Source organism: Teichococcus aestuarii (genome assembly GCF_042651065.1).
GTDB lineage: Bacteria > Pseudomonadota > Alphaproteobacteria > Acetobacterales > Acetobacteraceae > Pseudoroseomonas > Pseudoroseomonas aestuarii.
In genome coordinates this window covers 1-20,239 of the sequence record NZ_JBHSCH010000016.1, presented here as the reverse complement: position 1 = coordinate 20,239, position 20,239 = coordinate 1, and the positions used below count along the sequence as shown (strand labels likewise).

Annotated in this window: 17 protein-coding genes and 1 pseudogene; 11 read left to right on the top strand and 7 right to left on the bottom strand. The window is 72.0% G+C overall.

Annotated features, from left to right (window positions below; genetic code table 11):
• Positions 1–156 precede the first annotated feature (156 nt).
• On the top strand, positions 157–1,116 hold the full coding sequence (locus ACFOY6_RS08895; RefSeq protein WP_379650210.1) for a crotonase/enoyl-CoA hydratase family protein: 960 nt from the start codon (positions 157–159) through the stop codon (positions 1,114–1,116).
• A gap of 63 nt (positions 1,117–1,179) precedes the next feature.
• Here ACFOY6_RS08895 and ACFOY6_RS08890 read toward each other — a convergent pair whose 3' ends face one another.
• The 4 genes from ACFOY6_RS08890 to ACFOY6_RS08875 form a co-directional block, all read right to left on the bottom strand.
• On the bottom strand, positions 1,180–3,753 hold the full coding sequence (locus ACFOY6_RS08890; protein ID WP_379650208.1) for an ATP-binding protein: 2,574 nt from the start codon (positions 3,751–3,753) through the stop codon (positions 1,180–1,182).
• A 7-nt stretch (positions 3,754–3,760) separates the two neighbouring features.
• Positions 3,761–5,992 carry a two-component system response regulator gene (locus ACFOY6_RS08885; RefSeq protein WP_109515242.1) on the bottom strand — a complete coding sequence of 744 codons (2,232 nt, stop codon included), beginning with the start codon at positions 5,990–5,992 and terminating at the stop codon, positions 3,761–3,763.
• 194 nt (positions 5,993–6,186) lie between these two features.
• Complete coding sequence (locus ACFOY6_RS08880; RefSeq protein ID WP_379650206.1) at positions 6,187–7,437, bottom strand: MFS transporter; 1,251 nt, start codon at positions 7,435–7,437, stop codon at positions 6,187–6,189.
• Positions 7,415–8,158 carry an SDR family NAD(P)-dependent oxidoreductase gene (locus tag ACFOY6_RS08875; RefSeq protein ID WP_379634650.1) on the bottom strand — a complete coding sequence of 248 codons (744 nt, stop codon included), beginning with the start codon at positions 8,156–8,158 and terminating at the stop codon, positions 7,415–7,417. The genes ACFOY6_RS08880 and ACFOY6_RS08875 overlap by 23 nt, the downstream gene beginning before the upstream one ends.
• Positions 8,159–8,265: 107 nt before the next feature.
• Here ACFOY6_RS08875 and ACFOY6_RS08870 point away from each other — a divergent pair, with 107 nt between their 5' ends.
• The 10 genes from ACFOY6_RS08870 to ACFOY6_RS08825 all read left to right on the top strand — a co-directional run bounded on the left by ACFOY6_RS08870 (position 8,266) and on the right by ACFOY6_RS08825 (position 18,102).
• Positions 8,266–9,054 (top strand): IclR family transcriptional regulator, encoded by a 789-nt coding sequence (locus ACFOY6_RS08870; protein WP_109515245.1) that lies wholly within the window; start codon positions 8,266–8,268, stop codon positions 9,052–9,054.
• Positions 9,051–9,815: an SDR family NAD(P)-dependent oxidoreductase gene (locus ACFOY6_RS08865; RefSeq protein WP_379634647.1), complete on the top strand. Its 765-nt coding sequence runs from the start codon at positions 9,051–9,053 to the stop codon at positions 9,813–9,815. The genes ACFOY6_RS08870 and ACFOY6_RS08865 overlap by 4 nt, the downstream gene beginning before the upstream one ends.
• A gap of 49 nt (positions 9,816–9,864) precedes the next feature.
• Entirely contained in the window at positions 9,865–11,424 is a 1,560-nt protein-coding gene (locus ACFOY6_RS08860; protein WP_379650203.1) for an ABC transporter substrate-binding protein, read from the top strand.
• Between the two features lie 60 nt (positions 11,425–11,484).
• Positions 11,485–12,489 carry an ABC transporter permease gene (locus ACFOY6_RS08855; RefSeq protein ID WP_109515248.1) on the top strand — a complete coding sequence of 335 codons (1,005 nt, stop codon included), beginning with the start codon at positions 11,485–11,487 and terminating at the stop codon, positions 12,487–12,489.
• Positions 12,486–13,370, top strand: coding sequence for an ABC transporter permease (locus tag ACFOY6_RS08850; protein WP_379634645.1), 885 nt, complete (start codon positions 12,486–12,488; stop codon positions 13,368–13,370). The genes ACFOY6_RS08855 and ACFOY6_RS08850 overlap by 4 nt, the downstream gene beginning before the upstream one ends.
• Positions 13,367–14,389 (top strand): ABC transporter ATP-binding protein, encoded by a 1,023-nt coding sequence (locus ACFOY6_RS08845; protein ID WP_379650201.1) that lies wholly within the window; start codon positions 13,367–13,369, stop codon positions 14,387–14,389. The genes ACFOY6_RS08850 and ACFOY6_RS08845 overlap by 4 nt, the downstream gene beginning before the upstream one ends.
• Entirely contained in the window at positions 14,386–15,372 is a 987-nt protein-coding gene (locus ACFOY6_RS08840) for an ABC transporter ATP-binding protein (RefSeq protein ID WP_379650199.1), read from the top strand. Before ACFOY6_RS08845 ends, ACFOY6_RS08840 begins: the two co-directional genes overlap by 4 nt.
• 214 nt (positions 15,373–15,586) lie before the next feature.
• Positions 15,587–16,276, top strand: coding sequence for a glutathione S-transferase family protein (locus ACFOY6_RS08835; protein WP_109515252.1), 690 nt, complete (start codon positions 15,587–15,589; stop codon positions 16,274–16,276).
• Between the two features lie 113 nt (positions 16,277–16,389).
• Positions 16,390–17,544 (top strand): ABC transporter substrate-binding protein, encoded by a 1,155-nt coding sequence (locus ACFOY6_RS08830; protein ID WP_379650197.1) that lies wholly within the window; start codon positions 16,390–16,392, stop codon positions 17,542–17,544.
• A 72-nt stretch (positions 17,545–17,616) separates the two neighbouring features.
• The gene (locus ACFOY6_RS08825; protein WP_109515254.1) at positions 17,617–18,102 is read left to right on the top strand and encodes a cupin domain-containing protein; all 486 of its coding nucleotides are present in this window, start codon (positions 17,617–17,619) and stop codon (positions 18,100–18,102) included.
• Positions 18,103–18,157: 55 nt separating this feature from the next.
• On the opposite strand, the gene thiE is transcribed toward ACFOY6_RS08825, so the two are convergent.
• The 3 genes and pseudogenes from thiE to ACFOY6_RS08810 form a co-directional block, all read right to left on the bottom strand.
• A complete protein-coding gene (gene thiE / locus ACFOY6_RS08820) occupies positions 18,158–18,814 on the bottom strand; it encodes a thiamine phosphate synthase (protein WP_379650194.1) in 657 nt (218 codons plus the stop codon).
• Between the two features lies 1 nt (position 18,815).
• A complete protein-coding gene (locus tag ACFOY6_RS08815) occupies positions 18,816–19,739 on the bottom strand; it encodes a class I fructose-bisphosphate aldolase (protein ID WP_379650191.1) in 924 nt (307 codons plus the stop codon).
• 116 nt (positions 19,740–19,855) lie between these two features.
• Positions 19,856–20,239 (bottom strand): annotated as a pseudogene (locus ACFOY6_RS08810) (hypothetical protein); the annotation flags it as partial.

The window sequence follows — 20,239 nt, the reverse complement described above, 5'->3', positions numbered from 1 at the left end:
GAAAGAGGGCGAAGCTGCCGCGATGCGGCGTGGGCGCGCAGGCGCCACACGACGCTAGGATGGCGCCAGCGAGCTTCGCCTTCACATCTGCCGGCGGTCGGCGGATGGGCGTCTCGTCCAATAGGGGCGGCACGGCCGTCCCGCAGGAGAATCCGCATGTACTTCGATCGCACCACCGCTCCGCAGGCCGATAGCAACGCCATCGGCCGCGAGGCCGCCCTGGGCGCCGCTTCCAGCCCGCTGCCGATGGAGGCGCGCCTCGACAACCTCGAGCTGCGGCTGGAGGCCGGGACCCGCACCGCCTGGTGCACCATGCGTCCCCAGGGCCGGCCGAGCTACACCCTGGCCCTGATGCAGGACGTGCACCGCATGCAGGACATCATGGCCCGCTTCCACGCCGAGCACGCGGCGGCGGGGCAGGCGCCGTCCGAGTGGTTCGTGATGGCCTCGGCGGTGCCGGGCATCTACAACCTCGGCGGCGACCTGGCCCATTTCGCCGAGCGCATCCGCTCGCGCGACCATGCCTCCCTGGTGCGCTACGGCCACATCGCCGTCGAGGCCATCCACCGCAACCACATCGCCTTCGGCCTGCCCATGGTGACCATGGCGCTGGTGCAGGGCGACGCGCTGGGCGGCGGATTCGAGCACGCCCTCTCCTTCGACCTGATCGTGGCCGAGCGCAGCGCCAAGCTCGGCCTGCCGGAGATCCTGTTCAACATGTTCCCCGGCATGGGCGCCTACAGCTTCCTCTCGCGCCGGCTGGACCGGAAGCGGGCGGAGGAGATGATCACCTCCGGCCGCCTCTACGGCGCCGAGGAGCTGCACGCGATGGGCGTGGTGGACGTGCTGTCCGAGGATGGCGAGGGCGAGGCGACGGCGCGCGACTACATCGCCCGCCACAGCCGCAAGCACAACGCGCACACCACCCTCTACCGCGCCCGCCGGCGGGTGAACCCGGTGACGCTGGAGGAGCTGCGCGACGTGGTGGAGATGTGGGCCGCCGCTGCGATGAACCTCGGCGAGACGGACCTGAAGAAGATGGGCCGCCTGGTGGCGGCGCAGGAGCGGCGCCTGGGCGGGATCGGCTCCCCCGGCCTCGCGACCGCGGCGGAGTGAAGGCAACGCGCCGGACGGGCGCCCGCCAGGGTCGGTCGGGGCTGCGCGCCAGGGGAGGGGCGCTCAGCCGCGGTGACTTTGCGGGTCCACTTCCTGGAGCAAGGCGCGGCGCGTGCGGTCCAGCTCGGCCCTGGCGCGCAGCGCGAGCTCCGCCCCCTCCCGCATCAGCGCCTCCCGCCCCATCTTGCGCCACTCCTCGCACAGGCGGCACAGCGCGGCGGCGCCGATGTTGGCGGCGCTGCTGCGCAGGGCGTGCGCCTCCGCATGGAAGCGCGGCGCATCGCCGGCGATGGCAGCGGCGGAGATCGACTCGATCAGCTCCGCCGCGTCGGACAGGAAGTCCCGCGCCAGCCCGTCCACGAACTCCTCGCCGCCGAGCTTGCGGAGATTCTCCAGCGTCTCGGTGTCCAGCGCCGGGGTGGTCATGCGGAAGCGGGGATGGGAGGCGATGTCGGCCACCGGCGCCGCGGCCCCGGCCGTGCCGCCGCGCGGCGGCCGGGCATTGGCCTCGACGATCCGCAGCAATTCCTCCGGCTGCACGGGCTTGATCACATGCCCGTCCATGCCCGCCTCGGCACAGCGGCGGGCGCTTTCCTCCGTGGCGTCGGCGGTCAGCGCCAGGATGGGCAGGTGCGGCTGGCCCAGCGCCATGACGCGGAACAGCTTGGTCGCCTCGATGCCGTCCAGCCCCGGCATGTTCACGTCCATCAGCACCAGGTCGAAGCTGTCCGCCTCCTGCTCCAGCATGTCGAGCGCGGCGTCGCCATCATCGGCCAGCCGGGCCTCGTGGCCGGCGCGCTCCAGGATCTTGGCGACGACGCGCTGGTTCACCCGGCTGTCATCCGCGACCAGCACGCGCAGGCGCCGCCCCGGCAGCGCGATGGGAGCACCGGGCTGAGCCGTGCCCGGCTGGGCGGGGCCCGGCTGGGCGGAACCCGGCGCCGCCGCGCCCTCTGGCCCGGCGCCGGGAGCGGCTTCCGCCGGCGCGGCGGGGCGGGGGCTGAGCGCCAGGGCCAGGCGCAGCGCATGGGCGATCTCGTCCGGCGCGGCCTCGGGCCGCAGCGCCGTGACATGCTCGCGCCGCATCGGCTCCGGCGCCAGCCCCTGGGGCAGGGGGGTGATCAGCACGCGGGGATGCGCCGGCGTCTCGGGCGGCAGGATGTTTCCGGGGCCGTCATAGGTGAGCAGCAGGCAGCGCCCCTCCGGCCCCTCGGGCCGGGCGCGCAGCAGGGTGGCGGCCTCCGCCGGAGTGGCGGCGTGGCGAACCTCGATGCCGAGGCTGGCCAGCGTCTCGGTCAGCGCGGCGGCGCGGATCGGCGCCGGGTCCAGCAGCACCGCGGCCAGCCCCGCCAGGCTCGCGGGCGCCACCGGCTCCGCCGGGTCCAGCAGCAGGTCGAAATGGAAGGTGCTGCCGAGGCCGGGGCTGGAGCGGACGCCGATCTCGCCCCCCATCAGCCGCACCAGCCGGCGGCAGATGGCCAGGCCCAGCCCGGTGCCGCCGAAGCGGTTGATGATGCTCGGATCGGCCTGGGTGAAGGTCTCGAAGATGCGCTCCTGCGCCTCGGGCGCGATGCCGATGCCGGTGTCGGTCACCTCGGCGCTCAGGCGCAGGCGGCGGCCGGTGGCATCGGCGGGGGTGGCGTCCAGCGTCACCGTCACCCCGCCGGTCGCGGTGAATTTCACCGCGTTGCTGGCCAGGTTCAGCAGCACCTCGAGCAGGTGCCGCCGGTCGCCGCGCAGCCGCAGCGGGGTGCGGGCGCTGGCATGGACGGAGAAGCGCAGCCCCTTTTCGCGGCACTGGCTGGCCATCAGGGCGCGCAGCTCGGCCAGCATCCCGGCCACCTCGAAGGGCGCGTCATCCGTCGGCATCCGCCCCGCCTCGATGCGGGACAGGTCGAGGATGTCGTCGATCAGCGCCAGCAGGGAGCGCGCGGCGCTGTCCACCGTGCGCGTCATCTCCTGCTGCTCGGCATCGAGCCTGGTGCCGCGCAGCAGGCCACCCATGCCGATGATGGCGTTGAGCGGGGTGCGCAGCTCATGGCTGACGCTGGCCAGGAAGAGGGATTTGGCGCTGTTCGCCTCCTCCGCCTGCTGCTTGGCGAGGGAGAGCTTGCGGATCAGCGTGCCGGCGTAGAGCGGCAGGATCATCAGCCCGATCAGCAGCCCGACGGCCAGGTGCGGCTGCCCGGACCAGTAGGGCGTGGCGAGTATGACCCCGCCGAAGCCGGCCAGCGCCGCGGCCATGGCAATGCGCAGCCAGCGCAGCCCGAAGCGGAAGCCGTTGCCGAACACCACCCACAGATAGATGGGCCAGAACATGGCCACCGGCTCGCCGCCCAGGAAGAGCTGCCAGGACAGGAAGCCGCAATCGAGCAGCAGGGCGGCGAGGCGGCGCGGCTGGGAGATGCCGGGGGAGACCAGGATATGCCCCAGCACGCCCAGCGCCAGCGTGACATAAAGCGCCATCACCAGCAGCGCGCTGCGGGACTCCGCCGAGCCGTCCACCAGCAGCACGAGGATGATGATCACCGCGAAGGCCAGGCGGTTGAAGCTCATCTCGTGCTCGCTGTCCGGCCGGCCGCGCAGCCGTGCGCGCAGGCGGGACAGCAGGCCGCGCCGGGGGGGCGGGGCGCTCATGGCACCCTCAGGGCCCGCGCAGCAGCTGCGGGCCGGCGTCCTGGCCCTTGCTCTCCGGCAGCTCCGGCCGGGCGGCCGCCGCCAGGCTGGCACGTGGGATGGCGACGGGATGGCCCATCAGCTCGGCGAAATCCGCGGGTGGCACCGCCTCGCTGTAGTAGAAGCCCTGCACCTCGTCGCAGCCCTCGGCCTTCAGCTGCAGCAGCTGCGCCTCGGTCTCCACACCTTCCGCGATCACCTGCAGGCGCAGCATATGGCCGAGCTCCACGATGGTGCGCACGATGGCCGCGTCGTTCGGCTCCGTGGTCATGCCGCGCACAAAGGACTGGTCGATCTTGAGCCGGTCTATCGGAAAGTTCTTAACATAGTTCAGCGAAGAGTACCCGGTTCCGAAGTCATCGACCGAAATCCGCACCCCGCGCGTGCGCAGCGTCTGCAGCACGGCCGCCGTCTCCGGCGCCTGCTCCATCAGGATGCCCTCGGTCAGCTCGAGGTCGAGCTGCGCCGGGTTCATCCCGCTTTCCGCCAAAGCCCGCAGGACCATCGCCGCCACGTCCTGCCGGCGGAACTGGATGGGGGAGAGGTTCACCCCCATGCGGATCGGCGGCAGGCCGGCCTCCCGCCAGCGCACCGCCTGGCGGCAGGCCTCGCCCAGCACCCATTCGTTGATGGGGCCGATCAGCCCGCTCTCCTCCGCCACGGGCAGGAAGCGGCCGGGGCCCATCAGCGTCTGGCCGGAGCGCTGCCAGCGCAGCAGCGCCTCGGCGCCGGTGATGCGGCCGGTGCGCAGGTCCACCTGGGGCTGGTAGTGCAGCAGGAACTCGCCGCGGGCGAGGCCCTCGCGCAGCGCCGCCTCGATCTGCATCGCCTCGCGTGCCCGCGCATCCATGGCGGCGGCGAAGAAGCGCCAGCCATTTCGCCCCTCCGCCTTGGCCCGGTACATGGCGAGGTCGGCGTTGCGCAGCAGCTCGGCGGCGTCCGTGCCGTCCCGCGGGTAGAGGGTGATGCCGATGCTGGCGCCCACCGTCAGCGTCTGGCCGCCGCAGTGGAAGGGTTCCGACAGGCTGGCCACCACCTTCTCGGCCAGGGTGGCGGCCTCCTCCGCCTGGCTGATGCCGGTCTGCACGATGGCGAACTCGTCGCCGCCCAGACGGGCGATGATGTCGTTCTCCTGCGTGACGTGGCGCAGGCGCTCCGCCACGGCGCGCAGCAGCTCGTCGCCCAGGTGGTGGCCGAAGACGTCGTTCACCGGCTTGAAGCGGTCGAGGTCGAGGAAGAGGAGGGCGAAGATGTGGTCGCCCCGGCGGCCGCGCGCCAGCTCCCGCCGCAGCCGGTTGCGCAGGAAGGCGCGGTTGGGCAGGCCGGTGAGCGGGTCGTGGTGGGCCAGGTGGCCCAGCCGCTGCTCGGCATGCTTGCGGTCGGTGATCTCGAGCGAGGTGGTCAGGACGGATTCGATCTCGCCGCGGGCGCCCCGCAGCGGCGCCTTGGTGGTGATGAAGATGCGCGCCTGGCCATCGGCGTCCACCGCCTCCTCCTCGCGGCCCGGCAGGGCCTCGCCGGATTCGAAGACCAGCAGGTCGAGCGCACGGGAGCGGCGGCCGCGCTCGGGGCCGAACAGGGCTTCCACCGGGTTGCCCACCAGCGCATCGGGCGTGGAGCCGGAGAAGCGGGCCTGCCAGGCATTGACGAAGACGCAGCGCCCCTGCCGGTCGGCCGCGCTGATCATGGCCGGGACGGTGTCGATCACCTGCGCCAGGGCGCGGCGGCTGTGGCGCAGCAGCTCCTCCTGGCTGCGGGCGCTGTCCTCCAGCTCCTGCTCCAGCGAGGCGGCGCGGCGCTGGATGATCTGCTGCTGCCAGCGCATCCGCAGCAGGTTGCGCGCCCTGGTCATGAACTCGTAATGGTCCACGGGGCTGAGCAGGAAGTCGGTGGCGCCCGCCTCCAGGGCGCGCAGCCGGTAGGCACGGTCGTTGTAGGCGGTGATGACGATCACCGGCACATCCGCGGCACCCGAGCCGGGCCCGAGGCTTCGCAGCTGGCGCGTGAACTCCGCCCCGTCCATTTCCGGCATGCGGAAGTCGGTGACCACCAGATCGGCGCTGTTGTCACGCAGCCAATCGAGGGCCCGCCTCGGGTCGCCGAAAGCCTCGACCCTCACATCCTTGTCGAGCGACACGGCCAGTCTGGCGAAAATGTCCCGGTTGGTCGTCCTGTCGTCCAGGATCAGGATCGTTGCCATATCTTTGAATCTTTAAGCCTGCAGCCGTGCTGCGTCCACTGAAGGTGGGCGCGGGAGAGAGTGACGCTATACGATCCGGCCGCATCTTGCACGAAGCAAGGCATCCACAATCCGGTGCATTTCGTGAGCGTTCGTAAACCAATGGTGGCCGGAAGGGCGGGCGGTTCTCCCGCCGCCCCGACTCGGGCCGCCGCTCAGGACGGCCGGGCGGCTGTTCCGAGCAGCACCAGCCCGCCGCTGAAGGGCAGCAGCGCCACGGCGAGAAAGGCCGGCCCGTAGCCGGTGCCCAGCGCCAGGCAGGCGCCGACCAGCGCCGGCCCCAGCACATAGCCGATGAAGGTGACGAAGGTGGTGGCCGCCGTGGCCTCGCCCACCTGCGGCTCCGGCACCAGGCTGCTGACCTCGGCCATGAAGACGCCGTTCCAGCTGGCGATGGCGATGCCCCCCAGCGCGCTCAGCCCCACCACCGCGGCGGGCGGCCATGCGGGGCCGACCGCCGCCAGCAGCGCGGTGACGGCGGCGGAGGCGAAGGCCAGCAGCACCAGCATGCGGCGGGCCGAGCCCATCCGGTCCGCCAGCCAGCCCACCAGGATGCGCCCCGCCACGCCGGCGCCCTGCATGGCGGCGAAGGCGGTGCCCGCCTCGGCCAGGGTGAAGCCCTGCCGTGCCGTCAGGTAGAGGACGAGAAAGGCGAAGACGCTGCCCTGGGCCACCGCGAAGCCGAGGCTCACATAGCTGATGCCGAGCAGGGCCGGCCGCCGCGCCAGCAGCCGGAAGGGCGCCGCCATCTGCGCCGGCCCCAGCGCGGCGCGCAGCGAGAAGCGGCGCGGGCCGGGCGGGTCGATGCGGCGGCGGAAGGCCTCGGACAGCAGGGTTGCGGCCAGCGCCGGCAGGGCGATGCCAAGGCAGGCCCAGCGCCAGTTGCCGCTTTGCAGCAGCAGCGGCACGGCGATGCCGGCGACCGCCCCGCCCAGCGGAACGCCGGATTGTTTGATGGAGAACACCAGGGAGCGGTGCCGCGCCGGCGCATAGCGGCGCAGCAGGTCGCTGCCCGCGGGCGGGGAGGGGCCATAGCCCAGCCCGATCAGCAGCGAGGCCGCCAGCAGCGCCGGCCAGCCGCCGCCCGTCGCCAGCAGCAGCCCCGCCACCCCCAGAACGGCGCCGAGCTGCAGGGTGCGCACGGCGCCGAGCTGCGCCATCACGCCATTGCCCAGCACCAGCCAGAGCATGGTGCCGGCCGAGCCCACCGAGGCCAGCAGCCCGATGCTGCTCTCCGGCACGCCCGCCGCCTCGGTCAGCGCCGGCGCCAGCACCGGGAAGACGCGGGTGAGGCAGGCGCTCACCGTCTGCATCAGCAGCGCCACGCCGAGCGCCGCGACCCAGGCCGGGCGTGGTTCCGCCCCCGGCGCCCGGGCGGGGCCTTCAGACGTTGTACTGGAAGCCATCGACGACGAAGTCCTGGCCGGTGATGAAGCAGGGCTCCGAGGCGGCGAGGAAGGCCACGATGTTGGCGACATCCGCCGGCTTGCCGAGCCGCTGCAGCGCGATGCCGCGCGCCAGCTCCGGCCCGCGCGCGCGGGTGATGCTGTTGCCCAGCTCCGTCTCGATCACGCCCGGGCAGATGGCGTTGACCAGGATCTCCGGCCCCAGCTCCTTGGCCAACGCGCGCGTCATGCCGAGGATGCCGGCCTTGGCGGCGGCGTAGGAGAAGCGGCTGACCGCGGCGGTGACACCGCCCGAATGCGCGTTCAGCGAGGACATGCTGATGATGCGCCCCGACCCTTGCGCCTTCATCAGCGGCGCCACGTGGCGGATGTAGTTGAAGCAGCTCTTGAGGTTGACCGCGATGGTGCGGTCGAACTCCGCCTCGGTGATCTCGAGGATGCCGGTGAGGTTGCCGCGCCCGGCATTGTTCACCAGCACGTCGATGCGGCCATGCCGCTCCATCACCGCCGCCACGACCTCGCCGGCGCGGGCGAACTCCGCCACATCCGCCTCGTGGACCGAGACCTCACGGCCGAGCGCCGCGATCTCGCCTTGCGTGCGCTGCATCTCCGGCAACAGCAGGTCCACCAGCGCGATGTCGAAGCCCTGCTGCGCGAGGGCGAGGGCACAGCCGCGCCCGATGCCGCGCGCGCCGCCGGTGACGATCGCAAGCTTGCTCATGGAACCATCCCTCTCGACGGCGCCCCGCTCGATGACGCCGGGTTCATTTTGCCTTGACATCGCTACTGTCCGCCAACGAACCTCATTCAGCAACGGGATTGGCATTCATGTCCATGAATCTGGAAGTGAAGTCCGCGGGGCGGATCCTGGAGTTGCTGGAGTTCCTCGCCGCTGCGGCGGAGCCTGTCTCCCTCAAGGAAGTGGCGCTCGAACTCGGCTTTCCGCGCAGCAGCACGCACGGCCTGCTGCAGACGCTGGTCGGGCGCGGCTACGCGCTGCGCGAGGAAGGCGACCGCTACGTGATGAACCCCGCCTGCCGCAGCGGCCCCGGCTGGAGCGGAGGGCCCACCGCGCATCTCGTCGCCGTCGCCAGGCCGGTGATGGAGAAGCTGCGCGATGAGAGCGGCGAGACCGTCGTGCTCGGCGTGCGCATGCGCAACCAGGACGTGAAGCGCTGCGCCAAGCTCGTGAGCCTGCAGGCGGTGCGTTACGACACCACGCGCGAGACGCAGATGCCCGCCTACTGCACCGCCATGGGCCGCGTGCTGCTGGCCTACGCCGAGCCCGGCGTGGTGGATGCCTATTTGGCGCGGCTGCAGCCGGAGAGGCTGACGCCGCGCACGGTGACCGACCGTGCCGCGCTGCGCGGCCTGATCGAGGCAGCGCGGCGGGATGGCTACGCCATCAGCGACGAGGAGATGGTGCTCGGCGGCACCGGCATCGCCGCCCCCGTGCGGACCCGCAGCGGGCGGGTGGAGGCGGCGATCAACCTCGGCGTCGTCACGCCGCGCTACGCGGCCAACCGCGAGCGCATGATCGGGCTGGTGGTGGCCGCCGCGCGGCAGCTCAGCTTCCGCATGGGGCACATGTCCGCGGTGGAGAGTGCCGCGGCATGAGGATCGCATTCGCGGGGCGCACGGTTCTGGTGACGGGCGCGGCGCGCGGCATCGGCGGCGGAATCGCCGCCGCCTTCGCGGAACGTGGCGGCCGCGTCATCGCGACCGATGTGCTGGAGGCGGAGCTGGCGGCGCTGCCCGCGCATGTGGCGCCGGCCGCGGGCGGCAGCCTGGAGACGCGCCGGCTGGACGTGACCGATGCCGCCGCCATCGCTGCGCTGATCGGCGAGACCGGCACGCCGGACATCCTGGTGCATGTCGCCGGCGGCGTGCGCGGCCAGAGCCCGAAGCCCTTCGAGGACGTCACCGAGGCGGAGTGGGACGCGATCCAGGATGCCAACCTGAAGGGCGCCTTCCTCGCCGCCCGCGCCGTGGTGCCGGGGATGAAGGCGGCCGGACGCGGGCGGATCGTGGTCATCTCCAGCCGGGCGGGGCTTGGCGTCAGCCGCACCGGCATCCAGTCCTATGCCACGGCCAAGGCGGCGCAGCTCGGCCTGGTGCGGCAGCTCGCGCATGAGCTGGGGCCGTACGGCATCACGGTGAATTCCGTGGCGCCCGGCTTCCTGCGCACCAGCCCCGATTACGAGCGGCAGTGGAATTCCTACGGCGCCGAGGGCCAGCGCGCCATGGTCGAGGGCATCGCCATGCGCCGGCTCGGCGAGCCGGAGGATATCGCGCATGCGGTGCTGTTCCTGGCCTCCGACTATGCCTCCTGGATCACCGGGCAGGTGCTGCCGGTGACGGGAAGCCCCATCGCCTGACGGCCGCGCGCCGACACGACTGCAACCACCAGACGGAAAGGTGCCTGTGATGATACCGATCTCCCGGCGACCCCTCCTCGGGCTTGCCGCCGCCGCCGCGGCCACCGCCGCCATGCCGCGCGAGGCGCACGCCGCCGACCGCTTCGTCTACGCCAACAACAGCAATTTCGACACGCTGGACCCGCATGTGGTGTTCGACACCGCGCGCGTGGCGGTGCGCCTGAACTTCTACGACGGCCTCTACCGCTGGGTGGACAACCCGCCGAAGCTGATCCTCTGGCTGGCCGAGAGCCACGAGACCAGCGACGACGGGCTGGACTGGGTGTTCAAGCTGCGCCGCGACGTGAAGTTCCACGACGGCAGCCCGATGACGGCCGAGGACGTGGTCTACAGCATCGAGCGCATCCTGGCGCTGAACCTCGGCGCCGCGCCGCTGTTCCGGCCGCTGCTGGAAGCCGGCGCCACCACGGCGCCCGATGCGCACACGGTGCGCTTCCGGCTGAAGGAACCCTCCGCCATCTTCGGCTCTCTGGTGCCGGACATCACGGTGGTGAATTCCAAGCTGGTGAAGCGCAACGAGCGCGACGGCGACTGGGGCCGCGCCTGGCTGGCGCGCAACGTGGCCGGCACCGGCAGCTTCCGGCTGCGGCGCTACGACCCGGCGGTGGGCTTCATCGCCCAGCGCTTCCCCGACCATTTCGCCGGCTGGGGGCCGAAATATCTCGACGAGATCGAGTTCCGCACGGTGCTGGAGACCAACACCCGCGTGCTGGGCATGATCCGCGGCGACTACCACGGCACGGACGGCTATATGACGCCCGACCAGATCGACCGCTTCCGCGCCTCGGACACGGTGCAGATCCTGGAACAGGAATCGATGCGGGTGTTCCACTTCTGCATCCACAATGCCCGCGCACCGATGAACGACATCCACTTCCGCAAGGCGCTGGTGCACGCCTTCGACTATGACGGCTTCATCAACGACGTGCTGAAGGGATCGGTGGTGCGAAACCCCACCATCATCCCGAACAACATGTGGGGCGCGCCGCAGGGGCTCGAGGGCTACAAATTCGACCTCGACCTGGCGAAGGCGGAGCTGGCCAAGGTGCAGGCGCCGCTGCGGCCCATCACCATCGGCACGCTGGCGGGCTTCAGCGAGACGGAGCAGGCGGCCTCGGTGTTCCAGGCCAACCTGCGCAAGATCGGCATCGAGGCGCGCATCGAATCCGCGCCCTGGCCCACCGTCTCCTCGCGCATGCGCAACAAGGACCAACAATACGACATGGTGCCCTACTGGAAGAGCACCTACTACGCCGACCCCAACAATTGGCTCGGCGAACTCTACGGCTCCCGCTACCTCGGCGGCGGCAACGTCTCCTACTACAGCAACCCGGAAGTCGATAAGCGCATCGAGCGCGCGCTGGTCTCGACCGACCAGGAGGAGCGGCAGCGGCTGAACGAGGAAGCGGCCCGCATGGTGTTCGACGATGCCGCCGGCGTCTGGATCTACAACACCAAGTGGTTCGGGCCGTACTCGAAGCGCATCGCCGGCATCCGCTTCTGCCCGGTGGGCAGCGGGCAGGACATGCGCTGGGCGCATTTCGCCTGATCCGCCTTTCCTGAATTTCCCCCCGGCGCCCACCCGCGCCGGGGCCTGCCGGGGCGCCGCATGAAAAGGCTGGAACTGATCCTGTCACGACTGCTGTGGCTGGTGCCGACTCTCATTGGTCTGGGCGTCATCACCTTCGCCATCAGCCATGTCATCCCGACCGATCCGGTCGCCATCCTGGCGGGCGAGAACGCGACGGCCGAGCAGATCGCGGCGCTGCGCACGCAGCTCGGCTTCGACCGGCCGCTGCCGGTGCAGCTCCTGGCCTACTTCCAGGATCTTCTGCGCGGCGACATGGGCGTCAGCCTGTTCAGCCAGCAGCCGATCGCCGAGGAGCTGGCCACCCGCCTGCCGGCGACGCTGGAGCTGACCTTCGCCGCGGTGCTGCTGGCCTCTGTCCTCGGCATCCCCCTCGGCGTGGTCTCGGCGTTGCGGCGCAACAGCGCCATCGACCACGCGCTGCGCATCGTCACCGTCTCCGGCCTCGCCATCCCGAGCTTCTGGCTGGCCATCCAGCTGCAGTACCTCTTCGCCATGCAGATCGGCGTGGCGCCGCTGAACGGGCGGATCGACGGCTTCGGGCCGGAGCCCGTCACCGGCCTGATGCTGCTGGACTCGCTGCTGCAATGGGACTGGGAATCGTTCTGGGGCGCGCTGCGGCACATCGCGCTGCCGGCCATCACCCTGGCGCTGCCGGCGGCGGCCACCATCGCCCGCTTCACCCGCGCCGGCGTGCTGGAGGTCGTCACCAGCAACTACGTCCTCTACGAACGCGCCATGGGCCTGCCCGGCGCGCTGGTGACGTGGAAATACGTGCTGCGCAACGCGCTGATCTCCACCGTGACGCAGATCGGCCTGATTTTCGGCGTGCTGCTCTCGGGCGCTGTGGTGGTGGAGGCGGTGTTCGACTGGCCGGGCCTCGGCGCCTTCGCCGTCATCTCCATCATCCAGTCCGACCATCGCGCGGTGATGGGCTTCACCCTCTGGGCCGGCGCCATCTTCGTCATCGTCAACCTGATCGTCGATGTGCTGCACACGCTGATCGACCCCCGGAGCACGCGATGAGCGCGCCGAACCACGGCTTCCTCGCCGGCGCGGCGGATATCGCGCGGCGCCTGCTGCGCGACCGCGCGGCGATGGTCGGCTTCACGCTGATCCTGCTGCTGGTGCTGGCGGCCATCTTCGCCCCCTGGCTCGCCACCCACCCGAACGACGTGTACGAGATCCACACCGCCCGCCGCCTGACGCCGCCCGGCGCGGAGCACTGGATGGGCACCGACCGCATGGGCGCCGACATCTACAGCCGCCTGCTGTTCGGCGCGCGCATCACCATCCTGATCGCGGTCATCGCCGCCGGCACGGCGGTGCTGATCGGCGTGCCGATCGGGCTGGTGGCGGGCTACTACCGCAACTGGTTCAGCGACCTGCTGATGCGGCTGTCGGACATCTTCCTCGCCGTGCCGCAGATTGTGCTGGCCATCGCCATCGCGCAGACGCTGGGGCCGTCGATCGAGAACGTCATCCTGGCGCTTAGCGCCACCTACTGGCCGTTCTGGGCGCGGCTGGTTTATGCCGAGACGCGCTCGATCAAGAACGAGACCTTCGTCGAGGCCGCCATCGCCCTCGGCGCCTCGGCGCCGCGCGTCATGATCCTGCACATCCTGCCCAACATCGCCTCCGCGATCATCGTGCGCACCTCCATCGGCATGGGCGCCACCATCCTGACGGCGGCGGCGCTGGGCTTCCTCGGCCTCGGCGCGCCGCCGCCGACGCCGGAATGGGGCCGCACCATCGCCGAATCCCGCGAATACCTGCCCGAGGCCTGGTGGTACGCGCTGGCCCCGGGCATCGCCATCTTCCTCGTCGTCATGGGCTTCAACCTGCTGGGCGATGGCCTGCGGGACATCCTCGACCCGCGCATCCGCCGTGGGGGGCGCGGGCCGTGAGCGGGCTTCTCCTGGAGGTGGACCGCCTCACCCTCGGCTTCCGCACCGAGCGTGGCCTGGCGCGCATCCTCGATGGTGCCAGCCTCCGCATCGCGCCGGGGCAGGTGATGGGGCTGGTGGGCGAATCCGGCTGCGGCAAGACCACGCTGGCGCGCGCCATCCTTGGCGTGCTGCCGGCGGGCGGCGCGCAGATCGAGGGCGGGCGCATCAGCTTCCGTGGCCGAGACCTGCTGCGCGAGGACCCCGCCACCCTGGCGCGCGACCTGCGCGGCCGCGCCATCACCTTCATCCCGCAGGACCCGTTCAGCAGCTTCAACCCGGTCTTCACCATCGGCGAGCAGCTGATGGACCTGATGAAGTGGAAGTCTCCCCGTCGCCAGGGAGAGGGGCGCTGGCCCACCCTGCTGCAACCCTATCCACGCGCACGCCGGAAGGCCGACCGGGAGGCGGTGCTGGAGATGCTCGCCGCCGTGCAACTCCCCAACCCGGCCGCCATCCTGCGGAAATACCCGCACGAGGTCTCGGGTGGGCAGCGGCAGCGGCTGATGATCGCCATGGCGCTGCTGCCGGAGCCCGACCTCGTCATCGCCGACGAGCCGACCACGGCGCTCGACGTCACCATCCAGGCGCAGATCCTGGGCGTCATCCGCCGCCTCGCCACCGAGCGGCGCGTGGCGGTGCTGCTGACGACGCACGACCTCGGCTCCGCCTGGGAGATCTGTGACGCGGTGACGGTGATGTATGCCGGGCAGGACGTGGAATCGGCGCCGATCGACCGCTTCTTCGCCGCCCCCGCGCACCCCTACACCACCCGCCTGCTGGAGAGCCTGCCCAGGGAAGGCGCCGATGTCGCGGGCATTCCCGGCGAGGTTCCGAGCCCGCTCGCCCAGCCGCCCGGCTGCCGCTTCCATCCGCGCTGCGACCGCGCCACGGAGGCGTGCCGCGCCACCCGGCCGGAGGAGACGCTGCTGGCCGAGGGCCACCGCCTGCGCTGCTACCATCCGAGGCTGCCCGCATGACCCCGACGAGCCCCATCCTGGAGCTGCGCCACCTCGTCAAGCACTTCCCCATCCGTGGCTTCATGGGCCGCCGGGTGGGAGCGGTGAAGGCGGTGGACGACATCTCCTTCACCCTGGAGAAGGGCGAGATCCTCGGCCTGGTGGGCGAATCCGGCTGCGGCAAGTCGACGCTCGGCAAGACGGTAATGGGCATCCAGCAGCCCGATGCCGGCGAGATCCTGCTCGATGGCGAACTGCTCGCCGGCCCCGGCCAGCGTCACCGCACCGAGCGCCGGAAGGACCTGCAATACGCCTACCAGGACCCCGGCGCCTCGCTCGACCCGCGCTGGAAGATCGGCCGCTCGCTGGAGGAGCCGCTGGTCATCCACACGAAGCTCGACGCTGCCGCGCGCCGTGCCCGGGTGCGCGAGATCCTGCGCGCCGTGGGGCTGCCGGAGGGGCATCTGGAACTGTATCCGCACGAGATCTCGGGCGGGCAGCAGCGCCGCGTGGGCCTCGCGCGCATCCTGACGCTGCACCCCAAGGTGGTGATCCTCGACGAGCCGACCTCGGGGCTGGATGTCTCGGTGCAGGCCACGGTGCTGAAGCTGTTCCGCGAGCTGCGCGACCGCTTCGACCTCACCTATGTCTTCGTCAGCCACGACCTCGCGGTGGTGCGGATGATGTGTACGCGGGTGGCGGTGATGTATCTCGGCCGCATCGTCGAGATCGGCCCGACCGCCGCGATCTTCGCCGACCCGCAGCACCCCTACACCCAGTCCCTGCTGGCGGCGATCCCGCAGATCGGCGGCCGGCGCGTGACCGAGAATTTCAGCCTCCAGGGCGAGCCGCCCGATGCCGGGCGGCTGCCGGGCGGCTGCCGCTTCCGCACCCGCTGCCCGCGCGCCACCCCGCTCTGCGCCGAGCGGGAGCCGGCGCTGGCGCCGCATGGCGGGCAGATGGCAGCCTGCCATTTCCCGGGGCGGGATGCGCGGGCGGCGTGACCCGCGCCGCCGGGGCCGGCTTGCCGCGGGGGAGGGGGCTTTGTAGCGTCCTGCTCCGGAGCGGTGGCGCTGCGCCACCGCGTGGGAGCTGCCAGCGATGACCGAACCGCATTCCGCGATGACGCCGAGCCAGCCTGGGGCCGCACGCTGCCTGAAGGGGGGCGCGCTGCACGGCCTGCCCCTGCGCCGCGGCGTCCGGGCCGGCTGAGCGGCGATGGCGCGCGAACTCTACGAGCTGGCCGGCTCCGACCCGCAGCGCCGCTTCAGCCCCTATTGCTGGCGCAGCCGCATGGCGCTGGCGCACAAGGGGCTGGAGGCGGATTGCGTCCCCTGGCGCTTCACCGAAGGCCAGGCCATCGCCTTCTCGGGCCAGGACAAGGTGCCGGTGCTGGTGGACGGGGACCATGTGGTCGCGGATTCCTGGGCCATCGCCGAGTATCTGGAGGACCGCTACCCCGAGGCCCCTTCGCTGTTCAACGGCGCCCGCCAGCCGGTGCGCTTCATCAATGCCTGGGCCGACACGGTGCTGAACCTGCATCTGGCGCGGATGATCGTCAGCGACATCCCGCAATGGCTGGATGAAAGCCACCGGACCTATTTCCGCGCCAGCCGCGAAGCGCGCTTCGGCATGGCCCTGGAGCAGGTGACACAAGGGCGTGAAGCACGGCTGCCCGAGTTCCGCGCGGCCCTGCAACCGCTGCGGGTGATCCTGCGTGCTCAGCCCTTTCTGGGCGGTGCGGCGCCGGACTATGGCGACTATGCCGTGTTCGGAAGCTTCCAATGGGCGCGCTGCGTGTCGTCATTCCCGCTTCTGGAAGCCTCGGACGCGGTCCATGCCTGGCGCGAGCGCATGCTGGACCTGTTCGGGGGGCTGGCCCGGCACGTGCCGCACGGCGCGCCCTGAAGGCCGGCGGGGCTGGGTAAAGCGGCTCCGCCATCCTATCTACGCCGCCCCATGCTGAGGCGGAACAGAAATGCAGGCTCCCGTGCTCCCCGGCTTTCCGCCGGGGCGGGGGCATGATCACGCGGCGCGGCCTGCTGGCGGGCCTGCCCCCGGCCTTGGCCGCCGGGCTGCCGCGCCGCCGCGCCGCCGCCGGGATCCCTCTCGACGGGGCCGCCGCCCTGTTGTGGGAGGCGCTGCGCCAGAACGCCTGGGGCCGTACCCTCCGCTTCCACCTGACTGCCGAGGATCCGGGCCTGGAGGGCTTCCTGGGCTGGATGGCGGCCGAGCTGGCGGCCCGCCACGGCATTGGCCTCGACATCGTGCCGCTGCGCGACGAGGCGGAGGCGGTCTCGCGCGTCGCATCGGGGGAGGGGGTGGATCTGGTGGCGCTGGATGCGGGCGCGCTGCTCGCCCTGCGGCAGCAGGACCTGCTGCTGCCGGCCCGCTCGGCCCTGCCCAACGCCGCGCCGCCGCCGCCCGGGGCGCCGGAAGGCGGCTTCGGCGTGCCCTGGCATGGCGGCGGGCTGGTGCTGGTGCACGATGCGGCGCAGGTGCCGGAGCCGCCGCCCGGCATGCTGGCGCTGCCGGATTGGGCGCGGGCCCGGCCAGGCCGGCTGGCGCACCCGACGCCACGCCACGCGCTGGGCGCCGCCTTCCTGCTGCAGGCCTTGCACGAGCTGGTGCCGCATCCGCGCCTTCTGGAGAGCCCCACCACCGACCGGAACTTCACCCTTTTCACCGCGCCCTTCTGGGAGTGGTATGGCTCGCTTCGCCCTTTCCTGTGGCGCCAGGGCCAGGCCTTCCCCGAAGGGGCCGCGGCCTTGCGGCGCCTGCTGCGGAGCGGCGAGATCGCCCTGATGCCGGCGCTGCATCCCATCGCGCTGCCGCGGCTGGTGCGGCTGGGGGAATGGCCGCCCTCCAGCCGCGCCCAGACGCTGGGACGCGGCAGCATGGCCCATGCCGCGCTGCTGGCCGTGCCGCGTGCCGCGGCGCAGCCCGAGGCGGCGATGCTGGCCGCCAATTTCCTGCTCTCCCCGGAGGCCCAGGCCCGCATGGCCGACCCGCATCTGCTGGGCCGGCTGGCCCCGCCGGCGCCCCGGCCGCGCCCCGAGGCGCTGCTGGCCACGCCGCCGCCGCCCGACATGCCCCGCCTGCCGGAGCCGCACCCAAGCTGGGCCCTGCGCCTGCGGCAGGAATGGGAGCGGCGGATGGCCGCGTTCACGCAATAGCCAAGGCCCTGCTCCGCAACTCGGGCGCCTTCGATCCCGTTGGCAACGGCAAGGAATACCGGAGACCGGCAGATGCAAAGCGAAACCCTGTGGCTGCCCAGTCAGGAGGCGGTCCCGAACAATCCGCGGCTGCCCGTCCAGGTGCACCGGAAGGTCTTTCCCGAAGGCAAGGTGGAACGGGCGGAGGCGCTGCTCGCCGGACATGGCTGGCTGCCCGCCTGGCGCGACGGGATCCATCCCTATGTGCATTTCCACACCACGGCGCATGAGGCGCTGGCCATCGTGAAGGGATCGGTGGTCGTGCGGCTGGGCGACGAGAGCGGGCCGGAGGTGCCGGTGAGCGCCGGCGACGTTCTGGTGCTGCCCGCCGGCACCGGGCACCAGCGCGTGGAGGAGAGCGAGGACCTGCTGGTGGTGGGCGCCTATCCGGAAGGGCAGGAGCCGGACCAGCGCCTGGCCTCCACGGCACAGGCGGCGGAGGCGCGGGCGCGCATCGCCCGGCTGCCGGACCCGCCCTGCTGCCCCGTCACCGGCGAGGCCTATCCGCGCCGGCCCTGAGGCACCGGCCCTGAGGCGCGGACCCCTAGGCGCGGACCCCTAGGCGCGGGCCGCCTCAGGCGGCGGCGATCGCCGCGTTCAGGGCGCGCACCCCGGCCGCGGGGCCGTCCGGGTGGTTCCACACCGCCCCGACCACGGCCAGGAAATCCGCCCCCGCCCGCACCAGCGGCGCGCAGTTCTCGGCGGTGATGCCGCCGATGGCGACCGAGGGCAGCTCGAACATCTCCGTCCACCACTCCAAAATCTCGGGCTCGGCCCGGTGCTCGGCCTGCTTGGTGGCGGTGGGGAAGAAGGCGCCGAAGGCCACGTAGTCGGCGCCCAGCTCGCCCGCCTCCATCGCCAGGTGCCGGCTGGCGTGGCAGGTGATGCCGAGCATCCGCTCCGGCCCCAGCAGCTTGCGCGCCTGGGCGTGGTCGCCATCGGTCTGGCCGAGATGGGCGCCGTCGCAGCCCTGCTGCACGGCGAGGTCGGCGCGGTCGTTCAGCAGGAAGGCGACATCGCGCGACTGCGTCACGGGCCGCAGCACGTCGATGGCGCGCCGCAGCGCGTCCTCGCCCACATCCTTCAGGCGCAGCTGCACGGCGGCCACGTCGCCCGCGTCGAGCGCGCGGGCGAGGTCGTCGGCGAAGCGCGCCGGCTCCAGCGCGGGCGGCGTGATGAGATAGAGGCGGCAGCCCGGCTCGCCGCCGCCCGCCTCCGGAGCCGGCGCCATCTCAGGCGGCCGCCTGGTAGACGGCGATGATGTCGGACAGCAGCTTCAGCGCCTCCGCCTTGGGGCGCTGGAAGGTGTTGCGGCCGATGATCGAGCCGTTGCCGCCGCCGGCATGGATGCCGCGCGCCATCTCGACGATGGATTCGGCCGTGCCGGCCTCGCCGCCCGAGAACACCACGATGCGCCGGCCGCCGAAGCAGGCCTGGGTGATGTGCCGGATGCGGCCGGAGAGCTGGCCGATCTCCGGCACCGGGGATTTCTCGTAGGTCTTCCTGGCGGCGTCGAGCGAGATCGCTTCCGTTGGCGGCTTCACCTTGATGATGTGGGCGCCGAGCAGCGCCGCCATGTGCGCGGCATAGGCGCAGATGTCGAGCGCGGTCTCCGCGGTCTTGTCGAGGTTCGGGCCGCGCGGATAGCTCCACACCACCACGGCAAGGCCGGCGGCCTTCGCTTCCTCGGCCAGCTCGCGCAGCTCCTCCATCATCTCGAACTGGTATTCGGAGCCGGGATAGATGGTGAAGCCGATGGCCGAGCAGCCGAGGCGCAGCGCATCCGCCACGGTGGCCGTCACCGCCTGGTCCTTGGTGGTGGAGAGGCTGTTGGACGAATTGACCTTCAGGATGGTCGGGATGGCGCCGGCATAGGTGGAGGCCCCCGCCTCGATCATGCCGAGCGGCGCGGCATAGGCGGAGAGGCCCGCCTCAATGGCCAGCTCGAAATGGTAGCGCGGGTCATAGGCGGCGGGGTTGGGGGCGAAGGAGCGGGCCGGGCCGTGCTCGAAGCCCTGGTCCACCGGCAGGATCACCAGCCGGCCGGTGCCGCCGAGCTTTCCCTCCATCAGGATGCGCGCCAGGTTGGCCTTGGTGCCGGGATTGTCGCTCTCGTACCAGGAGAGGATTTCCTTCACGCGGGGCGTCAGCTGCATGACCGTGCTTCCTTCCGTTCGGCGCCCTGCCGCCGGTGCGGGACCAGGCCGCGGGAGGCGCCCCACGGCGGCGGGCCGTTGCGGCGCCCCGCTCGTCGGCGGGGGCCGTTCCGGCTTTACCCGAGGGCCTCCGGACTGTCACCAGGGCCGCTGCCGCCGGCGGCGGGGCCGGCGCTGCGCGCCGGATCGGCGGCGAGCCAGCGGGCAACCTGCTCCTCCGTGGCCGGCCGCCCGCCCGTTCCATGGGCGAGGTCGAGCGCCGGCGGGGCGGCCGCCAGCACGCGGCCCTGCGCCAGCGCGGCGAGGGTGGGGAAGGCGGGGCATTCCGGCGCCAGCACCACCGCCGCCAGCGCGGCGCGCAGCGCGGCGTGCGCGTGCCCCGGCGCCTGGCCGCAATCGAGCACCGGCCAGGGTTCCGGCGGGGGCTCCAGCCCGGGCGGCGCCGCCCCGCCGGCGCGGATCAGCGCCAGGAAGAGCGGCGCGCCGAGCCAGGAAGCGGC

Bases quoted from the DNA above. Each gene is read 5' to 3' on its own strand.
- ACFOY6_RS08895 (WP_379650210.1), top strand. From the start codon at position 157: ATGTACTTCGATCGCACCACCGCTCCGCAGGCCGATAGCAACGCCATC.
- ACFOY6_RS08890 (WP_379650208.1), bottom strand. From the start codon at position 3,753: ATGAGCGCCCCGCCCCCCCGGCGCGGCCTGCTGTCCCGCCTGCGCGCA.
- ACFOY6_RS08885 (WP_109515242.1), bottom strand. From the start codon at position 5,992: ATGGCAACGATCCTGATCCTGGACGACAGGACGACCAACCGGGACATT.
- ACFOY6_RS08880 (WP_379650206.1), bottom strand. From the start codon at position 7,437: ATGGCTTCCAGTACAACGTCTGAAGGCCCCGCCCGGGCGCCGGGGGCG.
- ACFOY6_RS08875 (WP_379634650.1), bottom strand. From the start codon at position 8,158: ATGAGCAAGCTTGCGATCGTCACCGGCGGCGCGCGCGGCATCGGGCGC.
- ACFOY6_RS08870 (WP_109515245.1), top strand. From the start codon at position 8,266: ATGTCCATGAATCTGGAAGTGAAGTCCGCGGGGCGGATCCTGGAGTTG.
- ACFOY6_RS08865 (WP_379634647.1), top strand. From the start codon at position 9,051: ATGAGGATCGCATTCGCGGGGCGCACGGTTCTGGTGACGGGCGCGGCG.
- ACFOY6_RS08860 (WP_379650203.1), top strand. From the start codon at position 9,865: ATGATACCGATCTCCCGGCGACCCCTCCTCGGGCTTGCCGCCGCCGCC.
- ACFOY6_RS08855 (WP_109515248.1), top strand. From the start codon at position 11,485: ATGAAAAGGCTGGAACTGATCCTGTCACGACTGCTGTGGCTGGTGCCG.
- ACFOY6_RS08850 (WP_379634645.1), top strand. From the start codon at position 12,486: ATGAGCGCGCCGAACCACGGCTTCCTCGCCGGCGCGGCGGATATCGCG.
- ACFOY6_RS08840 (WP_379650199.1), top strand. From the start codon at position 14,386: ATGACCCCGACGAGCCCCATCCTGGAGCTGCGCCACCTCGTCAAGCAC.
- ACFOY6_RS08835 (WP_109515252.1), top strand. From the start codon at position 15,587: ATGGCGCGCGAACTCTACGAGCTGGCCGGCTCCGACCCGCAGCGCCGC.
- ACFOY6_RS08830 (WP_379650197.1), top strand. From the start codon at position 16,390: ATGATCACGCGGCGCGGCCTGCTGGCGGGCCTGCCCCCGGCCTTGGCC.
- ACFOY6_RS08825 (WP_109515254.1), top strand. From the start codon at position 17,617: ATGCAAAGCGAAACCCTGTGGCTGCCCAGTCAGGAGGCGGTCCCGAAC.
- thiE (WP_379650194.1), bottom strand. From the start codon at position 18,814: ATGGCGCCGGCTCCGGAGGCGGGCGGCGGCGAGCCGGGCTGCCGCCTC.
- ACFOY6_RS08815 (WP_379650191.1), bottom strand. From the start codon at position 19,739: ATGCAGCTGACGCCCCGCGTGAAGGAAATCCTCTCCTGGTACGAGAGC.